Source organism: Variovorax sp. P1_H2 (genome assembly GCF_056405295.1).
In genome coordinates this window covers 1-19,364 of sequence record NZ_JBFUCJ010000126.1, presented here as the reverse complement: position 1 = coordinate 19,364, position 19,364 = coordinate 1, and the positions used below count along the sequence as shown (strand labels likewise).

Annotated in this window: 21 protein-coding genes; 7 read left to right on the top strand and 14 right to left on the bottom strand. The window is 68.5% G+C overall.

Going from position 1 to position 19,364, the window contains the following annotated elements; translation table 11 throughout:
• Nucleotides 1-40: 40 nt before the first annotated feature.
• A complete protein-coding gene (locus AC1D2E_RS29825; RefSeq protein WP_478200748.1) occupies nucleotides 41-571 on the bottom strand; it encodes an Lrp/AsnC family transcriptional regulator in 531 nt (176 codons plus the stop codon).
• Nucleotides 572-829: 258 nt separating this feature from the next.
• Nucleotides 830-1,228: a nuclear transport factor 2 family protein gene (locus tag AC1D2E_RS29820; protein WP_478174821.1), complete on the bottom strand. Its 399-nt coding sequence runs from the start codon at nucleotides 1,226-1,228 to the stop codon at nucleotides 830-832.
• 122 nt (nucleotides 1,229-1,350) lie between these two features.
• Between AC1D2E_RS29820 and AC1D2E_RS29815 the strand changes: the two genes are divergently transcribed.
• Together AC1D2E_RS29815 and AC1D2E_RS29810 are read left to right on the top strand one after the other, a co-directional pair.
• A complete protein-coding gene (locus tag AC1D2E_RS29815) occupies nucleotides 1,351-1,962 on the top strand; it encodes an LLM class flavin-dependent oxidoreductase (protein WP_478200747.1) in 612 nt (203 codons plus the stop codon).
• A 117-nt stretch (nucleotides 1,963-2,079) separates the two neighbouring features.
• The gene (locus tag AC1D2E_RS29810) at nucleotides 2,080-2,412 is read left to right on the top strand and encodes an OsmC family protein (protein WP_478200746.1); all 333 of its coding nucleotides are present in this window, start codon (nucleotides 2,080-2,082) and stop codon (nucleotides 2,410-2,412) included.
• 72 nt (nucleotides 2,413-2,484) lie between these two features.
• Here the strand turns inward: AC1D2E_RS29810 and AC1D2E_RS29805 are convergent, their stop codons facing one another.
• The 5 genes from AC1D2E_RS29805 to AC1D2E_RS29785 form a co-directional block, all read right to left on the bottom strand.
• The gene (locus AC1D2E_RS29805; RefSeq protein ID WP_478200745.1) at nucleotides 2,485-3,330 is read right to left on the bottom strand and encodes an IclR family transcriptional regulator; all 846 of its coding nucleotides are present in this window, start codon (nucleotides 3,328-3,330) and stop codon (nucleotides 2,485-2,487) included.
• A 378-nt stretch (nucleotides 3,331-3,708) separates the two neighbouring features.
• Nucleotides 3,709-4,428 carry an SDR family NAD(P)-dependent oxidoreductase gene (locus tag AC1D2E_RS29800; protein ID WP_478200744.1) on the bottom strand — a complete coding sequence of 240 codons (720 nt, stop codon included), beginning with the start codon at nucleotides 4,426-4,428 and terminating at the stop codon, nucleotides 3,709-3,711.
• Nucleotides 4,429-4,439: 11 nt separating this feature from the next.
• Nucleotides 4,440-5,423, bottom strand: coding sequence for a tripartite tricarboxylate transporter substrate binding protein (locus tag AC1D2E_RS29795; protein WP_478200743.1), 984 nt, complete (start codon nucleotides 5,421-5,423; stop codon nucleotides 4,440-4,442).
• 60 nt (nucleotides 5,424-5,483) lie between these two features.
• Complete coding sequence (locus AC1D2E_RS29790; protein ID WP_478200742.1) at nucleotides 5,484-6,221, bottom strand: SDR family NAD(P)-dependent oxidoreductase; 738 nt, start codon at nucleotides 6,219-6,221, stop codon at nucleotides 5,484-5,486.
• A complete protein-coding gene (locus AC1D2E_RS29785) occupies nucleotides 6,218-6,745 on the bottom strand; it encodes a 2,4'-dihydroxyacetophenone dioxygenase family protein (protein WP_478200749.1) in 528 nt (175 codons plus the stop codon). The genes AC1D2E_RS29790 and AC1D2E_RS29785 overlap by 4 nt, the downstream gene beginning before the upstream one ends.
• 304 nt (nucleotides 6,746-7,049) lie before the next feature.
• Between AC1D2E_RS29785 and AC1D2E_RS29780 the strand changes: the two genes are divergently transcribed.
• From AC1D2E_RS29780 to AC1D2E_RS29770, 3 genes are all read left to right on the top strand, one after another.
• Nucleotides 7,050-8,102 (top strand): aromatic ring-hydroxylating dioxygenase subunit alpha, encoded by a 1,053-nt coding sequence (locus AC1D2E_RS29780; RefSeq protein ID WP_478200741.1) that lies wholly within the window; start codon nucleotides 7,050-7,052, stop codon nucleotides 8,100-8,102.
• Between the two features lie 4 nt (nucleotides 8,103-8,106).
• Nucleotides 8,107-9,072, top strand: a complete 966-nt coding sequence (locus AC1D2E_RS29775) for a PDR/VanB family oxidoreductase (protein ID WP_478200740.1) — start codon at nucleotides 8,107-8,109, stop codon at nucleotides 9,070-9,072.
• Nucleotides 9,073-9,139: 67 nt separating this feature from the next.
• Nucleotides 9,140-9,616 (top strand): MarR family winged helix-turn-helix transcriptional regulator, encoded by a 477-nt coding sequence (locus AC1D2E_RS29770; protein ID WP_478200739.1) that lies wholly within the window; start codon nucleotides 9,140-9,142, stop codon nucleotides 9,614-9,616.
• 22 nt (nucleotides 9,617-9,638) lie between these two features.
• Here the strand turns inward: AC1D2E_RS29770 and AC1D2E_RS29765 are convergent, their stop codons facing one another.
• From AC1D2E_RS29765 to AC1D2E_RS29740, 6 genes are all read right to left on the bottom strand, one after another.
• Nucleotides 9,639-10,610 carry a Bug family tripartite tricarboxylate transporter substrate binding protein gene (locus AC1D2E_RS29765; protein ID WP_478200738.1) on the bottom strand — a complete coding sequence of 324 codons (972 nt, stop codon included), beginning with the start codon at nucleotides 10,608-10,610 and terminating at the stop codon, nucleotides 9,639-9,641.
• Between the two features lie 93 nt (nucleotides 10,611-10,703).
• A complete protein-coding gene (gene ilvD, locus AC1D2E_RS29760) occupies nucleotides 10,704-12,410 on the bottom strand; it encodes a dihydroxy-acid dehydratase (RefSeq protein WP_478200737.1) in 1,707 nt (568 codons plus the stop codon).
• Nucleotides 12,407-12,880: an aconitase X swivel domain-containing protein gene (locus tag AC1D2E_RS29755; protein ID WP_478200736.1), complete on the bottom strand. Its 474-nt coding sequence runs from the start codon at nucleotides 12,878-12,880 to the stop codon at nucleotides 12,407-12,409. Before AC1D2E_RS29755 ends, ilvD begins: the two co-directional genes overlap by 4 nt.
• Before the next feature lie 128 nt (nucleotides 12,881-13,008).
• Nucleotides 13,009-14,301 carry an aconitase X gene (locus AC1D2E_RS29750; RefSeq protein WP_478200735.1) on the bottom strand — a complete coding sequence of 431 codons (1,293 nt, stop codon included), beginning with the start codon at nucleotides 14,299-14,301 and terminating at the stop codon, nucleotides 13,009-13,011.
• A 39-nt stretch (nucleotides 14,302-14,340) separates the two neighbouring features.
• Nucleotides 14,341-15,189: an IclR family transcriptional regulator gene (locus AC1D2E_RS29745; RefSeq protein ID WP_478200734.1), complete on the bottom strand. Its 849-nt coding sequence runs from the start codon at nucleotides 15,187-15,189 to the stop codon at nucleotides 14,341-14,343.
• A gap of 76 nt (nucleotides 15,190-15,265) precedes the next feature.
• Nucleotides 15,266-16,723, bottom strand: a complete 1,458-nt coding sequence (locus tag AC1D2E_RS29740; protein ID WP_478200733.1) for an FAD-dependent oxidoreductase — start codon at nucleotides 16,721-16,723, stop codon at nucleotides 15,266-15,268.
• Between the two features lie 145 nt (nucleotides 16,724-16,868).
• Here AC1D2E_RS29740 and AC1D2E_RS29735 point away from each other — a divergent pair, with 145 nt between their 5' ends.
• Complete coding sequence (locus AC1D2E_RS29735; protein WP_478200732.1) at nucleotides 16,869-17,873, top strand: Bug family tripartite tricarboxylate transporter substrate binding protein; 1,005 nt, start codon at nucleotides 16,869-16,871, stop codon at nucleotides 17,871-17,873.
• Nucleotides 17,870-18,877, top strand: coding sequence for a Bug family tripartite tricarboxylate transporter substrate binding protein (locus tag AC1D2E_RS29730; RefSeq protein WP_478200731.1), 1,008 nt, complete (start codon nucleotides 17,870-17,872; stop codon nucleotides 18,875-18,877). The genes AC1D2E_RS29735 and AC1D2E_RS29730 overlap by 4 nt, the downstream gene beginning before the upstream one ends.
• Here the strand turns inward: AC1D2E_RS29730 and AC1D2E_RS29725 are convergent.
• A partial coding sequence (locus AC1D2E_RS29725; protein WP_478200730.1) for an aspartate/glutamate racemase family protein occupies nucleotides 18,846-19,364 on the bottom strand: 519 nt, incomplete at its 5' end. The genes AC1D2E_RS29730 and AC1D2E_RS29725 overlap by 32 nt on opposite strands.

The following is a 19,364-nucleotide window of genomic DNA, read 5'->3' as shown; positions in this document are numbered from 1 at the left end:
GCGCGGCGGCGCGGCGGCGGGTAGCGTCGATCGGCGCGCCTCAGGCGCCGCCCGGCGAGCCCGCCGCAGGCGCGGAATCGCCTCGGAGGCGCTTGCCGGTCGGCGCCGGCAGGGGCAGATCGTCGAAGCGCTTGAACTCTTGCAGGGAGAGACTGCTCTGGACCTGCTTGACGCCGGGCAGGCGGTGCAGCTTGCGCTGCAGCAGCTGCGAGAAGTCTTCGAGGTCCTCGGCCACCACCATGAGCAGGAAGTCCGCGAGCCCCGTGACGCCGTGGAACATCACCACCTCCGGTATGGCGCGCACCGCCTCCACGAACTCCAGCGAGCGGGCTTCGTTCTGGAAGTCGATGCTGACGCTCACGAAGGCCACCACGCCATAGCCCAGGGCGCTGCGGCTGAGGCGCGCGTGGTAGCCCTGGATCAACCCGGCTTCCTCCATGCGCTTGATGCGGCGCCAGCAGGGCGACTGCGACAGGCCGGCCATCTGCGCCAGCTCGCCGGTGGTCTGCCGCGCATTGCGCTGCAGCGCGCTGAGCAATTGCCGATCGACATCATCGAGATCAATCTTCATGGATAAGCATTCCTAAAAATGACCATGCAACAGATGGATTATCGATGAATGAAGAGAGCCTTGGCACAACGAGTCCTGCGTTCACCACATTACCCGAACAGCCGCCCCCTTCGACCGAAGACCGGCCCGATGTGGGTCTGGAAGAAGGGCGCAGGGCGGCACCTGCGCAAGATGATCGATAGGGTGCCGGATAGGGTGCCGCGCGCGGAACTCCGGCAAGTGCGCGCAGGGATGAAATGGCTGCCGGCGGCGTCCTGCCTACGTCGCGTTGACCCTGGCGGCCGTGTCCCCGGTACCGATCCAGCGGCTGATCTTGCTGTCGTCCTTCCACGTGAAGACCTGGACCCATTCGGTCTCGTGCACCTTGCCGTCCGGAAGCGCCCTGCCCTTCGTGCGGCCGAGGACCGTCACGTGCTGGGGCCCTTCAAGGAATTCGCGCGGCTCGAACTCGATGATCTCGTCGGACTTCGCCAGCGTTTCGAAGAACTTCGCCACCTGCTGCTTGCCCTTGCAGGTTCCGCCGTAGGGCGTTCCGGTCGCCGGATTGCCGAGGAAGCGCCACACCACGTCATCGGCGAGGAGTTCGAGGAGCGCCGGAATATTGCGGCTGGCGAACGCGGCGTAGCCCTGCTTGGCGATGTCGGTGGGGGTGCCCATGGCGCGTCTCCTGGAGGAAAAAGGGGACTTTCAGTCTAGTACGCCAGCCGCAGGATTCAACGCTGCGGGAGCCCGGGGGCCGAACGGACGCGGCTTGCTCGCTTTTCAGATATCCACAACAGGTGCCGCGCAACAAGCGCTACGACCGGGCCGACGAATTTCTCGAAATCATCTTCAAACTGTGGGACAGCTGGCAGGACGACGCGCTGGTGCAGGACCGGAAGACACCGCTGTTCGCCGATCCGGCCAAGGTGCACGACGTCGACCACGAGGGCGAGTGGTTCAGCGTCAAGGGGCCGTTGAACGTTTCGCGGCCGCCGCAGGGCTACCCGCTGATCCTGCAGGCCGGCGCGTCGGACCGCGGCCGCGACTTCGCGGCGCAATGGGCCGACGCCATCTTCGTGAGCCACGACTCGCTGGACAGCGCCAAAGCCTTCTACAAGGTGATCAAGGACCGCGTGCGTTCGCACGGCCGCGACCCGGACTCGCTCAAGGTGCTGCCTGCAGCGACGCCGCCGGTCGGGGAGACGCAGGCGATCGCGGACGAGAAGGACCGCGCGCTGCGCGCGCTGGTCGACCCGCACGCCGGGTGGTCGACACTGTCCTATCACCTCGACGTCGACCTCTCGAAATACCGGCTCGACTCGGCGCTGCCCGACATCGACGTGCCCGGCGTGCAGGGGCACCCCAAGCAAGCTCGCACCGCAGTGCGCAGCACGAAGGTTGCGCAATGAGCGCGCCGCTTGATGCGCAACGCGAAGCCCCGGTCGTGGCCGGCGAGATCGTGACCGCGCGCGCGGGCCCTCGACACCTTCGGCCGCTTCCTCGTGAGCGCGCGCCAGCAACACTTCGTGTCCGATGCGAAGGCGGCGGCCGGTGGTCCTGGCGATGCGGTGCAGGCGGGCGAGCTGCTGCTGGCTTCACTGGCCTCGTGCGGACTCGGATTGGTGCAGAAGACCGCGCGGGAGCGCGAGCTCCCGCTGAAGAACGCCGAAGTCGAGGTTTCCTTCGAGCGCGACCCCGAGGACGGCACGCGCTACGCGGCCATCCGGCTGGCCTTCGCGCTCGAAGGCGTCGACCTGCCGACCGCGCGATCGCTGGTCGATGCCTTCACGGGCACCTGCCCGATCTACAACACCTTGAGGCGGGGTGGGCCGATCGAGGCGACCGCCGCGATCGGCTGACGAGCGCTTCAACGCCGAAAGCCCTCAACAAGAAGCGACTGGCGAACGACAAGCAGCCATTCTCTTCATACGCTAAAGAATCTCGCCCGCGAGCAGCGAGGGCGTCTGCGCGATGCGCTCCGAGATCACGCGGCAGGCCTCGAGCAGCGGCGCCACATACGCTTGCTCCGGGTCTTCCTTCTGTCGGAACACGAGCGTGCTGACACTGATGGCAGCCACCGGCAGGCCGGCCGCCCCGCGGATCGCGGCGCCGAAGCAGAAGATGCCCGCCTCGTTCTCCTCGTTGTCGACCGCCCAGCCGCGCTCCCGGGTCTGCTGGATCTGGGCGCGCAGGGCCGCCGGCTCGACCACGGTGTTGGCCGTGTAGCGGGGCATCGGCAAGCCCTTGACCAGCGCCTTCAAGGCCTTGTCGTCGAGCGCCGCCAGATAGGCCTTGCCCACGGCCGTGGCGTGCAGCGACACGCTGGTGCCGATGCGCGAGGTCATGCGGACCGCGCTCGGGCTCTCGAGCTTTTCGATGTAGACCATGGTCGTGCCGTTGGGCACCGCAAGGTGCACGGTCTCGCCGGTCAGGTCGCGCAGGCGCTTGAGTTCGTCGACGGCCGCCAGGCGCAGCTCGGAGCGGCCCCAGCTCCGGCTTGCCAGTTGAATCAGCCGCGGTCCCAGCGCCAGCGTTCCGCTGCGCGCGTTCTCGACCAGCAGGCGCTCGGCGATCAATGCGGCAACGATGCGGTGCACCGTGGGCCGCGGATAGCCGCTCGCGCGCATCAGCGCGCCGACGTTCACCGGGTCCTCGGCATCCGCCACCAGTTGCAGCACACGCATGAACTTGGAGAACGATGCGGTGCCGGCGACTTGCGCCTGGACCGGCGTGCCGGCGGGCGATGGGGTGACGGAAGAAGACCGGGCAGCGGGCATGGGGCGAACGGCGGAAGAGCGACCGGAGTGGAAGCCGGGCCATTATCCACACGCCGTTCGAGCCCCAAGGCGGCCTGCGCCCCCTCGGGGGCAGCGAAGTACACGAAGTGCCGAGCGTGGGGGCCTCCAGGCCGCCGCCGGGCCGCCCCCAGGCGGCCTGCGCCCCCTCGGGGGCAGCGAAGTACACGAAGTGCCGAGCGTGGGGGCCTCCAGGCCGCCGCCGGGCCGCCCCCAGGCGGCGTGCGCCCCCTCGGGGGGCAGCGAAGTACACGAAGTGACGAACGTGGGGGCCTCCAGGCCGCCGCCGGGCCGCCCCAAGGCGGCCTGCGCCCCCTCGGGGGGCAGCGAAGTACACGAAGTGACGAGCGTGGGGGCCTCTCAAGCCACCATGTAGCCACCGTCCACCGGCAGGATCACGCCCGTCATGAAGGAGGCCGCGGGCGTGCACAGGAACATCGCCGCGCGCGCCACGTCGTCTGGCGTACCCCAGCGCGCCAGCGGCGTGCGCGCCAGGATCGGACCCGCGCGCGCGGGATCGTCCCGCAGCGCCTTCGTCAGCGGCGTTGCGATCCAGCCCGGCGCCACCGCATTCACGCGGATGCCGTCCGGCGCATAGGTGATGGCCAGCGACTTGGTGAGCTGCGCCACGCCGCCCTTGCTGGCCGCGTACCCGGGCACCAGCCCGCCGCCGAAGAAGCTGAGCATGGAGGCCGTGTTGACGATGCAGCCTCCACTGGCCTTCAGGCGCTCGCGCGTCATGGTGCACACCCGCATGGTGCCCGTGAGGTTGACGTCGAGCACCCTCTGGAACACCTCGAGATCGTGCTCGGCGCCGCGCTGGATGATGCCCGCGCAGTTGAAAACGATGTCGAGCCGCGCGATGCCGGCCAATGCCGACGCGAGGCTGTCGGCCGAGGTCACGTCGGCTTGCCTCACCTCGACCGCGGCTTCGAGCGTGCCGTCGCCGCTGCCCAGTCCGATGGCCGTCACTTCGGCGCCGAGCGCGGCGAGATGGTTGGCGATGACGGCGCCGATGCCCTGCGTGGCACCGGACACCAGGGCCCGCTTGCCCTCGAAGACTCCTGCCTGGTAGCTCATGTCGCGCGCGATCAGTTCCTGATGTCCAGCTTGCCCATCAAGGTCTTGAAGTAGGCGCTGTCCCTGGCCATGGTGGCCTTGAAGGCGACGTCGTCGGCATAGGCGAAGCCCAGGTTCTGCTTGTCGAGCACTTCGCGGAAGGCGGGCTCGTCCGCCGCCTTCCGGCTCACTTCCTTGAGGTAGGCGATCACCTCCGGCGGCGTGTTCTTCGGCGCCGCGATGCCGCGCCAGGTGCCGATGACCAGGTCGATGTTGCGTTCCTTCAGCGTCGGCACCTTGTCGAAGCCCTTCACACGCTGCTCGGCCATCACGGCCAGCGTCTTCAGCTTGCCGGCCTGCACGTAGGTCGTCACCTCTGCCGGGCTCACGGCCACGGCGTCGATGTGGCCGCCCAGCAGCGCGAGCACGGCGGGGCCGGCGCCCTGGAACGGCGTGTGGTTGAACTTGACGCTGGTCTTGTCTTCCAGCGCGGCGGCCGCCAGGTGCCAGATCGACCCGTTGCCGGCATTGCCGACGCTGAGCTTGCCGCTGTCCTTCTTCGCCGCCGCAAGGAACTCCTCGATGGTGTTCCACGGCGCATCGGCGCGCACGGTGATCGCGGCCTGGTCGGCGTTGAGGCGGGCAATGGGCGTGAGGTCCTCGTAGCTGAACTTCGCCAGTCCCATGTGCGGCAGCGTGGTCAGCTCCACGGTGACCACCGCGAGGCGGTAGCCGTCCGGCTTGGCGTTGATCACGTCCTGCCAGCCGATGGCGCCGCTGGCACCGGGCTTGTTGACGATCACGACGCTCTGCGGCATGTGCTTGCGGGTGGCATCGGCGAAGGCCCGGGCCAGCGCGTCGGTGCCCCCGCCCGGCTGGAAGGGCACGACGAGTTCGATCGGCTTGCTCGGGAAGTCACGTGCCTGGGCCGAGGCCTGGCCGGCCGGGAGCGCTGCTGCGGCCGGCAGCACGGCCAGCACCGCGAGTCGGCGCAGATTTTGGGCGAATCGAATCATGGGGATGTCTCCTGTGGTGTAAGAAATGCGGGGGGCGCCGGGAGCGCCATTCGACGTGAATCAGTAGGTCGCGCGTCCGCCCGAGAGGTCGAACACGGACGCCGTGTTGAAGCTGCACGAGCCCGAGCACAGCCAGGCGACCATCTCGGCCACTTCATGGCTCTCGCCGAGGCGTTGCATCGGACTCTTGTCGATCATGGTCTGCACGTGCGCGGGTGACATCTGCGCCAGGATCGGCGTGCGCACCGCTGCCGGTGCGATGGCATTGACCAGGATGCCGGTCGTCGCCAGTTCCTTTCCGAGCGATTTGGTCAGTGCCAGCACGCCCGCCTTGGCCGCGCTGTAGGCCGACGCGTTGGGCGTGCCCTCCTTGCCGGCCAGCGACGCGACGTTGACGATGCGCCCCGCGCCCGCCGCGCGCAGCTGCGGCAGCACGGCGCGGCAGACGTTGAAGGTGCCGACCAGGTTGACGTCGACGATGCGCTGCCACATGCGCGGGTCGTAGGCTTCCGTCGCCCCGGTCGGTCCGGCGAATCCCGCGCTGTTGATCACGAAATCGATGCGCCCGAAGCGCGCGACGACCTCTCGCGCGGCCTGTTCGAGGCCGGCGAGCTCGGTCACGTCGACCCGCCAGGCAGCGTCGCCGTCGGCCACGGCGGCCATGTCCCACGCGGCGACGCGGGCGCCGCAGCGCCGCAGGTGCGCGGCCACCTCGGCACCAATGCCGCTCGCGGCGCCCGTGACGACCGCCACGGCCGGGGCGAAGTCGTAGGCCGCGCGGCCGTAGCCCGGGCTCATCGAATGAACTGCTTGGTGAAGTCCGCGCCCAGCCCGACCGCCTCGAAGTGCTTGCGGCACATGTCGATCTTGGTGAAGACGTCCTCGTAGCCCATGCCCTTGCCCCAGGGGTCGGTGTAGTACATGACACCGTTGACCTGGAAGTAGGTGATCATTTCCTCGACGTCCTCGGGCACGTAGAGCGTGTGCGTCTCGCCCGGGGGCTCGAACACGTAGCTGCCTTCGGTGGCTTCCCAGTCGTGCTCGAGATAGCGCCAGCGGCCCTTGAGCACGAAGCCATGCACCGCCTGCGGATGCCGATGACGGCTCAGCACGCCCGACTTGCGCACCCGCAGCAGGTTCATCCAGTAGCCCTGGCTGGCGTTCAGGCACAGGGGACGGAACCAGACGTTCTCGGCCTGCGGCACCCACAGGCGCTCGTCGGTCGGGATCGCGTTCGGCACCACGATCTCGGGCAGCGCATCCGGCGGGTTCGGGTACTGGTACGGCGTCTTCGGGTTCGGGTCCGAGTCATCGATAGGCATTTTGCGCATGTCCATATTGTGGATTAATGTCCATATTGTAGACAGGCAAGTTTTTCACGCCCCTGACGTAAACCCTGATTCCATCCTCATTCACGGGTAAACCCTTATCGTCCGGATCCCACGCCGCGCTCACAATCAGTGTACTGATCGACAACAGGCCGATGGCGGGCAGGGTCGAAGGAGATGAAGCGTGACACGGGTGCCGGTCTCGCCGCAGCCGCGTCATCGCGCCTTCCGCAGTGGCCGCCTCGGCTCACTGATCCCTGCCTGGCCCTGCCTCGAAACCTGAAGGAGTTCTCCCACGATGTTTCCGAAAAATGCCTGGTACGTCGCCTGTTCCAGCGACGAAGTGACCGATGCGCCGCTCGGCCGAACCCTCTGCAACGAGCGGCTGGTCATCTACCGCGACGCCTCCGGAGGCGCGGTCGCGCTGGAAGACTTCTGCCCTCACAGGGGCGCGCCCCTGTCCCTGGGCCGCGTCGTCGACGGCAAGCTGGTCTGCGGCTATCACGGACTCGAAATGGGCTGCGACGGCAAGACGCTCGCGATGCCGGGCCAGCGCGTGCGGGGCTTTCCACCGATCCGGAAATTCCCGCTGATCGAGCGCTACGGCTTCGTCTGGATATGGCCGGGCCAGGCCAGCGAGGCGGATGCGTCCAAGCTGCATCACCTCGAATGGGCCGAGAGTCCCGACTGGGCCTATGGCGGCGGCCTCTATCACATCCAGTGCGACTACCGCCTGATGATCGACAACCTGATGGACCTCACGCACGAGACCTATGTCCACGCGTCGAGCATCGGACAGAAGGAGATCGACGAGACGCCCACCCAAACCCGCGTGGAAGGGGACGAGGTGATCACGAGCCGGTACATGCAGAACGTGTCGGCGCCCCCCTTCTGGCGCATGGCCCTGCGGGGCAACGGCCTGGCCGACGACGTGCCGGTCGACCGCTGGCAGATCTGCCGCTTCACGCCGCCCAGCCACGTGATGATCGAAGTGGGCGTGGCGCATGCCGGCAAGGGCGGCTACGACGCCGATCCGGCCCACAAGGCATCGAGCATCGTCGTCGACTTCATCACGCCCGAGACCGACACGTCGATCTGGTACTTCTGGGGCATGGCGCGCAACTTCAAGCCGAATGACGCCGAACTGACCGCCAGCATCCGCGAAGGCCAGGGAAAGATCTTCGGCGAGGACCTCGAGATGCTGGAACGACAGCAGCGCAACCTGCTGGCTCACCCGACCCGCTCGCTGCTCAAGTTGAACATCGACGCCGGCGGTGTCCAGTCGCGGCGCGTGATCGAGCGGCTCGTTGCGCAGGAAGCGCCGGTGGGCACCGCCCCCGCGGGCGCCTGACGCCATGGACGCATCGGAATTGAGCGTGCGCGTGGCGCGCAAGACGACCGAGGCGCTCGACATCTGCGCCTTCGAGCTGGTGCCGGCGGACGGCAACGCCCTGCCCTCCTTCTCCGCGGGCTCGCACATCGACGTTCGCCTGCCGACCGGGATCACGCGCCCCTACTCCCTGTGCAATGACGCCAGCGAGACCCATCGCTACGTGATCGGCGTGCTGCGCGATCCCGCCTCGCGCGGGGGATCCCGCGCCATGCACGAACAGGTCCACGAGGGCGACGTGCTCCGGATCGCGGCGCCGAAGAATCATTTCGCGCTGCACGAAGAAGCGCGGCACAGCCTGCTGCTGGCCGGTGGCATCGGCGTCACGCCCCTGCTCTGCATGGCCGAGCAGCTGGCTGCGGCCGGACGTTCGTTCGACATGCACTACTCCAGCAGATCCCCCGAGCGCGCGGCGTTTCGCAGCCGCATCGCCGCTGCCGCCTTCGCTGCGCAGGTTCGGTTCCATTTCGACGACGGCATCGATGAACAGAAGCTCGACATCGATCAGGTGCTCGGGGCTGCACCGGCCGACACCCATCTCTACGTCTGCGGACCGAAGGGATTCATCGACTGGGTCCTCGCTCGCGCGCGCAGCGCCGGGTGGCCCGAGTCCCGTCTTCACTTCGAGGTCTTCGGCGCCGTGCTCGCATCGTCAGCGACGGACGGCGCATTCGACGTGAAGCTCGCCAGCTCTGGCCGCGTCATCCACGTGCCGGCGGACCGCACCGTCGTCCAGGCGCTTGCACACGCCGGCGTGGCGATCCAGGTCTCCTGCGAACAGGGCGTGTGCGGCACCTGCCTCACGCGGGTGCTCGATGGCGAACCCGAGCACAAGGATCTTTACCTCACACCCGAGGAACAGGCGGCAAACGACCAGTTCACGCCCTGCTGTTCGCGCTCGCGCTCCGCGCTGCTGGTGCTCGACCTCTAGATGGGACAATCGGGCGCCGCACCCGCCAGCAGGCGGCGGCGCCCTCTTCCCCTGCTTCTTCCCGCCCATGTCGACTTCCACCGACGCTCACGCTCTCATCGACCTCGACGACCAGCCGGGTCACCTCATACGGCGGGCGCACCAGATTTCCGTTTCGGTTTTTCTGGACGTCGTCGGCCGCGAGGTGACTCCCATCCAGTACGCCGTGCTGATGCTGCTGGGCCAGCGGCCGGGGCTCGACCAGTTGAGCGTGGCGCAAGAGATCGCCATCGACACCTCGTCCTGCGCGGACATCGCCGCCCGGCTCGAGGCAAAAGGCCTGATCACCCGGGACGTGGGCCTGCGAGGACAGCGCAGCCTGCATCTGACGGACGACGGGCGCAGCCTGATCCGGGATCTCTCGGTGCCCATTCAAACGCTGCAGGACACGCTCCTCGAAGGCCTGACCGAGACGGAAAGCACCGAACTGCTGCGCCTGTTGCGCAAGTTCGTCAGTCTCAACAACGAACGCAGCAGGGCGCCGCTGCGCAAGCGCCGACCCTGATCGGAAACCGGGCGAACGCGCCCTACTCGAAGCTGACGCCGTGCTCACGCACCGTCGCAACGAAAGCGTCGTGCTGCGCGCGGAAGAACTCGGCGAACTTCGCCGGGCTCATGCCATAGGCCTCGAAGCCCTGCTGAACCAATCGATCGTGGACGGCGGGATCTCTCATCGTCTCCTGCAGCGCAGCCGACAGCTTCTCTGCCCGCTCGAGCGGCAGCCCCGGTGGCCCGAAGAAGCCGGCCCAGGGCGTGATGGTCAGCTTGCCGAGTCCGAGTTCGCCCGCGCTCGGCACGTCGGGCAGCAGCGCACTTCGCTGCGGCTGCAGCGTGACGAGCGCACGGACACGTCCGTCGCGCACGAAGGCGGGCGCCAGCGTTCCGGTGGTGAACATCATCTGCACCTGTCCGCCCAGCAGATCCGTCATCGCCTGCATGTCGCCCTTGTAGCGCGCGTTCACGACCTTGCGTCCGGCGAGCAGTTGCAGCATCGCCAGCTCGGCGGCACTGTTGCTCGACGCCGAGTTGTAGGCACCGGGCCTGGCCGCGACCATGGCCAGCAGATCGCCGACGGTCTTGACCGGCAAGGAGGCCGGCACCACCAGGAACATCGAGAACTGGCCCGCGCTGCTGATCGGCGCAAAGGCCTTGAAGGGGTCGTAGGGCGGGTTCGGCCGCAGTGTCGGTGCCGCCACCATCGCGGTGTTGGTTCCCATCAAGAGCGTGTAGCCATCGGGCCGGGCGCCGCTCACGGCTTGCGCCGCCAGCACGCCATCGGCACCCGGGCGGTTCTCGACCACCACCTGCTGGCCCAGTTGCCGGGCCAAGCCTTCGGCCATGATCCGCGTGATCGCGTCGGCGCCGCCGCCGGGAGCGAAGCCCACGATCAATTTGATCGGCTTGTCGGGAAAGGCCTCCGCGCCCCAGCTCGCGCCGTGGGGCAGCGCGAGCGCTGCGGCGATGGGCGAAGCCCACCGAAGAATCGTTCTGCGTTGCATCTTTGTCTCCTGAGAAGTCCCCACGCTCGTCACTTCGTGTACTCGCTGCCCCCCGAGAGGGCCCAGACCGCCTTGGGGCGGCCCGGCGCCGGCCTAGCCGGGCGGCACGGATTCTTGCGCTTGCGCTTGCACGAGCACGGCGCCCTGCGACAGCGGACCGACGTTGCGCCGGTACTGCTGCAGCCAGCCGGTGTGATGCATCGGCGGCGGCGGGCGCCAGGCCGCACGGCGCGCCTGCAACTGCGCCTCGTCGAGTGCCACATCGAGGCGGCGGGCGTCGAGATCGATGGTGACGATGTCGCCGTCCTCGAGCAATCCCAAGGGTCCGCCGAGCGCTGCCTCGGGCGAGACTTCGGCGACCACCAGGCCCTTGCACACCAGGCCCGAGAGGTGGCCGTCGGTCAGGAGCGCGACGTCGTCGCCCAGGCCGGCACCGTCGATCGCAAAGACGACGCGCGAGGCGCCTCCGCCCATCGCAGGGCCGCCGCAGGCACCGGCGCCGCGCATCACCACCACCTGGCCGGCATGGATGCGGCCTTGCTTCAGCGCCGCAATCGCCTCGTCGGAACTCCAGAAGCACAGCGCCGGACCGCTGAAGCGGCGCAGCTTGCGCTCGACGATGCCGGTCTTGATCAGGCCCGACTCGGGTGCCAGGTTGCCGCGCAGCAGGATGATCGCGGGCCGCGATGCGACCGGCCGGGCGATCGCCCGGATGAGCTCGGGGTTCGCCACCTCGACGCCGCGCAGGTTGCCCGCGACGGTGTCGCCGCTGACCGTGCGCGCGCCGGTGTCGAGCAGTGGCTCGAGCTGCTTCATCAGGGCCCGGCAGCCGCCGGCCGCCTCGAACGCCTCGATGCTGTGCTCGCCGATCGGACGCACGCCGGCGAGCACCGGTGTCTGCGGGCCGAGCCGCTCGAACAGGCCGTACACATCCACGCCGCACGCGCCTTCGGTGGCCACGGCCTGCAGGTGCTTGGCCGAGTTGAGCGAACCGCCGATCGCGAGCACCGCCCGCACGGCGTTCGCGAAGGCGCCGGGCGTGAGGATGTCGCGCGGCTTCAGGTCGTCCCACACCATCTGCACGATGCGAGCCCCGGCCGCACGCGCATCGGCCACCATCTTCGGACTCAGCGCCGCGACCGGTGCGCTTCCCGGCAACGCCAGGCCGAGCGCCTCGCAAACGATGTGCATCGTGTTGGCCGTTCCGAGGCCGGAGCACACGCCCGGGCCGCGAATCGCTTCGCGGCTCATTTCGATCAGCTCGCCCACCGGCAGCGTGCCGGTGACGGCATGCATCGCACCGATGAAGACCTCCTCGATGTCCATGTGGCGGCCCCGAAACTCACCGCTCGGCTGGTAGCCGCAAGGCACCAGCAGCGTCGGGATGTTCAGCCGGGCGGCCGCCATCAACTGCCCCGGCACCGTCTTGTCGCACGAGGTGAGGCAGACCATGCCGTCGAGTTGCGCGCCCTCGACCGCGACTTCGATGTCGTTGGTCACCAGGTCCCGTGCCGCCAGCATGTAGGCGCCGCGGGCCCCGGCGCCGGTGATGAAGTCGCTCGGCGCGGCGGTGCGGATCTCGAAGGGAACCCCGCCCGCGGCGCGGATCGCCTCCTTGACCTGCACGGCAACCTGGTCCAGATGACTGAAGCAGGCGGCGAGCTCCGAGGAGCTGTTGACGACCGCGATCTTGGGTTTCTCGCAGTCTTCCTCGGGGATGCCGAGCGCGCGCCAGTGGGCATTGCGCACCGACCAGAGATAGGAACCACGCGGGAAATTGCTGCGCAGCGGACGTGTCATGGTGCGGCCTCCTGGTTGCGACTGTTCTTCTTCGTGACTTCGACGACGCCGCGGTCGGCATCCACGCGCACCCAGTCTCCGGTCTCGATGCATTCGAGCGGGTCGCGATCGAAGTCGGTCATCGACGGCGAGTGCGCGACCACCGCGCCGAGCGCCACCTTGGTCGTCATCTCGTTGAACAGGAATGCCGCCGGCACCGTGTTCATGAGCCGCGCCACATGGAACATCGCCGACCAGCCCGATGATCCCTTGGCCCCCGGGAACACCAGCACCTTGCCCGCGAAACTCTGGCCGCGCAGCGAATGCCGCGTCTCGATGACCGTACCGGTGCGCGGATCGATGCCGCCCCAACCCGAAATCTGGTCCCGCGTGACCAGCGCCTCGCCCTCGGCGATGCCACCGACCACCTTGCGCCCCCGGATCACCAGGGACGGGCCGCTCTGGCGCGTGTCCAGTCTCTGTGCGCTCACTGGAGTACCTTCGTGCTTCGCACTGCGGTGCGAGCTTGCTTGGGAGCGGCCCGGCGCTGCGCTCACTGGAGTACCTTCGTGCTTCGCACTGCGGTGCGAGCTTGCTTGGGAGCGGCCCGGCGCTGCGCTCATGCGAGGCTCCCGTTCCAGCGGCCCGTGCAGGCCGCATCGATGCATTCGGCCGTGCTGCCGAACCAGGCCTGCACGCCGAGAATGGCGGGCAGGTAGTGCGCCTGCTTGGCCGAATCCAGGGCCACGGTCTGCGTGCCCTTGGGTACCGCCCGGCTCATCGCCGAGCAGCTGTCGGTCATGAGGATGCCTCCCGCATCCTCGATGATCTTCGTGTAGCCGTTGCGATCGGCCAGCGACTTGATGGCGCGCGGCGTGAAGATCCACAGCTCGCAATCGGGGTGCACCTTGCGCCCCTCGATCAGTTGCGCCGCCTCCCAGATCTGCTCGATCGTGTAGTGCGGGCAGCCGAGCATCACGTACTGGATCTCCGCGCTGCGGGCGGTGGCGTTGATGGTTTCGTAGGTGGCGCGGCGCTCGGCCTCGCCATAGTGCAGCACCTGCACCGGCTTGCGGCCGCCCAGGGCGTGCTCGAGGCTGAGCGCTTCCGGCGTCACGCCGACCACGTGGACCATCTCGACGCCGCCCGACGACGAGGCCGCGGCGCCGAAGTGCTTGAGCCGAGGCAGATTCGGCACCCGGCCGATGCCGCGTCGGCTGTGGATCACCGGAACCCGGTCCTGCACCTGCTCGCCGATGAAGTAGCCCAGCAGCCCCCAGTCCTGCACCGACTCGATCTCGATGTCGAGTTCGACGACGTGCGTCCCGAGCCGGTTCTCGTCGAGGTGGTAGCCCCAGTACGGGATGCGGCCCGTAAGCATCGCGGCGCCGGTGCTCTCGCGGCCTTCGGCATTGGTGCGCGCGCCGAGCACCGAGTTGCAGTAGATCACCGCCGACGACTCCATCCAGGCGCAGTGTTCGCCGCGGGTCGGGATGTTGCCGACCTGGTAGGGCGTGCAGGTGTTCATGATCTGGGCGCCGAGTCCGGCCGCGTGGCGCTCGCTCTTTTCGTAGAAGCGCACGATGTCCTCGCCGACGCCCATGCGCTCGGGCTGCCCCGGATCGAAGCCGAGCTGCAGATGACTGGTGAAGACCTTGAACTTCGGAATCGGCACCACCTCCTGGCTGTCCAGGCTGAACTCGGAAAACACCGCGTCCATGCCGCCCTGCTTCAAGGCGAAGTCGCGCTGGAACGGCGTCGTCGACGTGATGGTGGCGCAGACATTGCGCGTCTCCACGAGCCGCTCGGCGCCCAGGGCTTCGCCGTAGCGCGCGAGCAGGTCCATCGCCTTCTGCACCGCGGCGCCGTCACGGCCGTCTCGCATCGCCTTTTCTTCGTCGGTCAGCTGCATCGCCTGGGGTCTCGCTGGAGGGGGTTCGAAAAAAGAAGCTCAGCGCTCGCGCATGCGCGAGCCCGGCACATGGCCGCCGATGTCGACGGCGATCCGCTCGGCCACCGCGCGCAGGCGTGGCGCGAGTTCGTCGCGCAGGCGTTCCTCGGGGAATACGAAGCCCGCTCCGCCCGCGTTCAAGGCCATGATTTCATTGCCCGGCCCGACGAGCGGCACGGACACCGAATTGATCTCGCGATGGAATTCGCCGAGCGACAGGCAATAGCCGAGGCGCTGGGCCTCGTCGATCGCGCGCAGCATGGCCGGCGCAAGACTGTCCCATTCGGGACCGCGCATCAGGCGCATCGAATCGAAGAGCTGCACGCGCGTGCCGTCGTCGAGCGCCGAAAGGTAGGCGCGGCCCAGCGCCGAATTGGGCAGCGGCGCGCGCGATCCGACGTCGAGCCGGGCCGACAGCATGGTCGAGCGGGGGCGGCAGGCTTCGATCAGCACCATCTCCATCCCGTCGCGCACGGCAAGATAGACCGATGCGCCGCTTTCTTCTGCCAGGCCTTGCATCACCGGCCGCGCGATGGCACGGACATCGAGGCTGCCGAGGAAGACGCGTGACAGCGAGACCACGCCCGGCCCGAGCGCCAGGCGATCGCCGGCCGGCGCGGTCTTGAGCATGCCCATCGTCACCAGCGTCGCGACCAGGCGGTTGACCGTCGGCCTCGGAATGCCGGTGATGCGCGCGAGTTCGGCATGGCTCAGCAGCGGCCGGTCTTCGGTGAAGCTGCGCAGCACCGAGATGCCGCGTTCGAGCGCACTCACGGTGTCGGAGCGATCCGCGCGCGCATCGGCGATGGCGTCGGAGGGAGGAGAGATCGGGTTGTTGTCGGCGGCCATGAGGGAATCCTGTTGGAGTTCCGGCAATGTAGGGCCTGCCGGCGAGGGTTCGAGCGTCGCGTTCATCGTCCGCGGCTCAGTTGTTCGCCGCTTCGAGCGGCTGCGCGGCCGCCGACCCAGCGCCGGCAGCACCGGCTCGCAGGTAGACGCCCTGGACCCGCAGCGAAGACTGCAGCGCGTTCACATCGACCGCCCTCGGCTCGATTCGCCCCTGCGAGGCCAGCGCCGCCGCCGTGCCCGCCGCCTGTCCGGTGATCCAGCATTGCGGAATCTCGCGCATGAAGCCGTGCGAGTTGCGGTCGCACGAGATGTGACGGCCGCAGGCCAGCAAGCCGTCGAGCTGCTCCGGGACCAGGGCACCGTAGGGAATCGAGATGTTCGGAAACTTGGGCGATACGGCCGGGGACACGCCGATCTCGTCGGCCAGCGCCCGGCCTTCGGGCCATTGGCTGCGCAGCACCGCGCCCACGCCGCTGAGGCGCCGCGCATGGCGAACGCCGATCTGCGGGGCGCTCAGCATCAGATAGGCGTCCTCGAAGCCGGGCGCATGCGCGCGGAAGAAGTCGAGGTGCGCGGCCATCGCACGGTGCGAGCGCACCTCCACCGCGGTGAGATCGTCGACGTCGAGCGCCGAATAGCCCGACTGGCGCGGCCCCATGAACAAGGCGACGTCATTGCGCCAGGAGACGAAGGGTCGCTCGAACAGGCCCAGCTGCTCGCGGCCGCGCGCCATGAAGGCGCTGAACGCTTCGGGGCGGCCGGCCTTGAAGTCGATCCAGCGGCCCATGTCGACGCCGCCGAACAGCCACGAGGTGTTCATGCAATGGTGCACGTCCGCCTCCTCGATGTCGTTGACGAAGGCGGCGCCGGCGCGCGCGAACAGATCGCCGTCGCCGGTGGCGTCGACCACCACATCGGCCATGATCGCCATGCGCCCCTCCTTGCTCTCGAACACCACGCCCTTGACGGCGCCGTCCTGCACGATCGGCACGGCGGCCCACGAGTGGTAGATGAGCTTGACCTTGCGCTCCAGCACGATCTCCTGCGACAGCAGCTTGAGGCGCTCGGGATCGATGGTCGGCGACCACGTGACGATGCCATGGTAGGCCGCGGTGCGCTGCGCCCAGTGGCCGGCCTCGGCCGGATCCTGCGAACCCCAGTCTTCGCGCGCCGGTCCGGCCACCGCGTCGGCGGGAAGCCGGTCGAACAGCTCCTCGGCAAAGCCGCGAATCACGAGCTGGCCCTCCCAGTCGGTCATGCGATCGATCCAGATCACGAGACCGCCGGTGGACAGCCCACCCAGGTGGTTGTAGCGCTCCAGCAAGGCCACGTCGGCGCCGGCCCGCGCCGCCGACGCCGCCGCCGCGGTGCCCGACGGGCCGCCGCCGACCACCAGCACGCCGCACCGGTGATAGACGGGAATGTCGCGGCCCGGCTCGGACCAGACCCCGTGGTCGGGCCGCGCCACGCGACCCTCGCGATCGAAGATGTCGGAGCTGAGGATGCGCTCGTCGGTGCGGACGATGGTTTTCATATCTTTGGTCAGGAGCTGGCAGGACTCTATTATTTTGATCTTGCTGTCCATTTTATTTAGTCTTGCGCCGATAGAACGCGGGTAATCCCGAGGTATTTTGTATTGTTTGTGGTTTGACAATCCATTTAACAACGAATGAGGCAAGATGGACATCTACCGGCAGGCGGCGCGAAGCTCGCGGCGGCGATTCAATTTCCTGCTGGGCAGCACGCTGCTGACGCTCGCGCCCTGGGCCGGCGCGCAGGACTTCCCCGCCAACGGCAAGCCGATCCGCATCGTCGTCGGCTTCACCGCCGGCGGCGGCACCGACGCACAGGCGCGCATCGTGGCCCAGAAGCTCGGCGAGGTGCTGGGGACCCCCGTGATCGTCGACAACCGTCCCGGCGCCAGCACCATGCTGGCGGCGAGCGAAGTCGCGCGCGCACCGGCGGACGGCTACACCCTGATGTACGCGCCCTCGTCGACCATGGCCCAGAACCCGCACACGCTGTCCCAGGTTCCCTATGACCCCTTCAAGGACTTCACCGCCATTTCGATGGGCGGCCGCGGGCCCCTGGTGCTGACGGTGAACAACAGCGTGCCCGCGAAGTCGGTCGGCGACCTCGTCCGCTACGTGAAGGCGCATCCGGGCGCGGTCAGCTACGCATCCTTCGGTACGGGCACCTCCTCGCACATCTATGGCGAGGCCTTCGTCAGGAAGACCGGCATCGACGCGGTGCACATCCCCTACAAGGGCGGCTCGGATGCCGCCAAGGACCTGATCGGCGGCCGCGTCCAGTACATGTTCGATTCGGCCTCTTCCGCCATCATCACGGTCGGCTCCGGCAAGGTCAGGATCCTCGCCGTGGCCTCGGCCGTGCGCATCCCCGCCTTGCCGGACGTCCCGACCTTCGCCGAGCAGGGCGTCGAAGGCCTGGACCTGCCGAGCTGGCTCGGCTTCTACGGCCCGGCGAACATGCCGGCGCCGGTGCTGGCACGCCTCAACGAAGCGCTCGGCCAGGTACTGGCGATGCCTTCGGTGCGAGAGTTCTATCGCAATGGCGGCTACGAAGCCGGCGGCAGTTCAGCGGATGAATTTGCGCGCATCACGCGGTCGACCTACGACCGCTGGGGCGCGATGGTGAAACAAGTGGGATTGGCCAAGGAATGAGCTCGCATCCTCTTCGCATCGACCGCCGCCGCGCACTCGGCCTGTGGGTCCTGGCTCTGGCCCCGCTGTTCGCCACGCAGGCATCGGCCGCGCCGGCGCCGTTTCCGGAGAACGGCCGCCCGATCCGGATCATCCTGGGCCTGGCCGCCGGTGGCGCATCGGATGCGCAGGCGCGCTTCGTGGCCATCAAGCTCGGCGAGGTGCTGCAGACGCCGGTGATCGTCGAAAACCGCCCCGGCGCCAGCTTCATTCTGGCGACCGAGGAGGTCATCCGATCCGCGCCCGACGGCTACACGATCATGTACGCGCCCTCCTCGGTCGTGGCGCAGAACCCGCAGACCTTGGCGCAGGTGCGCTACGACCCGTTCAAGGACCTGACACCGATCTCGCTCGGCGCGCGGGGTCCTCTGGTGCTCACGGTTCACGCGAGCGTGCCGGCGAAGACGGTGCCGGAACTGATCGCGTACATCCAGGCCCATCCGGGCACGATGAGCTATGCCTCCTTCGGCACGGGCACTTCGTCGCACATCTACGGCGAAGCCTTTGCCCGCAAGGCCGGGCTCGACGTGGTCCATGTCCCCTACAAGGGAGGCACCGACGCAGCCAAGGATTTCCTGGCAGGCCGCGTGCAGTATTACTTCGACGCCGCGCCGAACGCCATCGCGAACACGGCGACCGGCAAGGTCCGCATGCTGGCCGTGGCCGCTCCCCGCCGCAGCCCGATGCTGCCCGACGTGCCGACGATGTCGGAGCAAGGCGTGAGCGGCCTCGACATGCCGAGCTGGCTCGGCTTCTATGGCCCGGCACGCATGCAGGCCCCGGTCGTCGCCAAGCTCAATGGCGCGATCGCGCAGGTGCTGGCGATGCCGGCCACGCGCGACTTCTTTCGCCAGGGTGCCTATGAGGCGGAGGCGTCGACGCCGCAGCAGCTCGACGAACTCACGCACTCGACCTATCAGCAGTGGGGCAGCATCATCCGCAAGCTCGGGTTGACGCGGCAGTAGCGGCTCGATCACCGTCCAGGCGCGACAGCAGCAGCCGCATCGCGGCCGGAATCGGCGCGATGACAGGCAACGCGAAGCGCCGCTGAAGCCCGATCGCCGCCCGCCCCAACGGGCCGCCGCCGATGATCACGGCCTCGGCGCCGTCATCGTCGATGCAGCGCCGCACCGCCTGCGCGAGGGCCTCTTCCAGGGCCTGCGGATCGGCGGCGAGTTCGCGCGGATCGCCGTCGGTCAACCGGGTGCCGGCGTAGGCGCCGAGCAGGCCGAGCGCGCGGGCGCGGCCTTCGATCGGGCGCACCAGGTCGGGCGTCACGGTCGCGATGCCGAAGCGCCGGCCCGCCGCGCCGGCCTCCAGCATCGAGGCTTCGGCGAAGCCGACCACCGGCACCCGGCAGGCAGCGCGCACGCGCTCGATGCCCGGGTCGCCGAAGGCGCTGATGATGACGCCGGCCCAGTGCGGCCCGGCGTCGCGCCAGCTGCGCTCGAC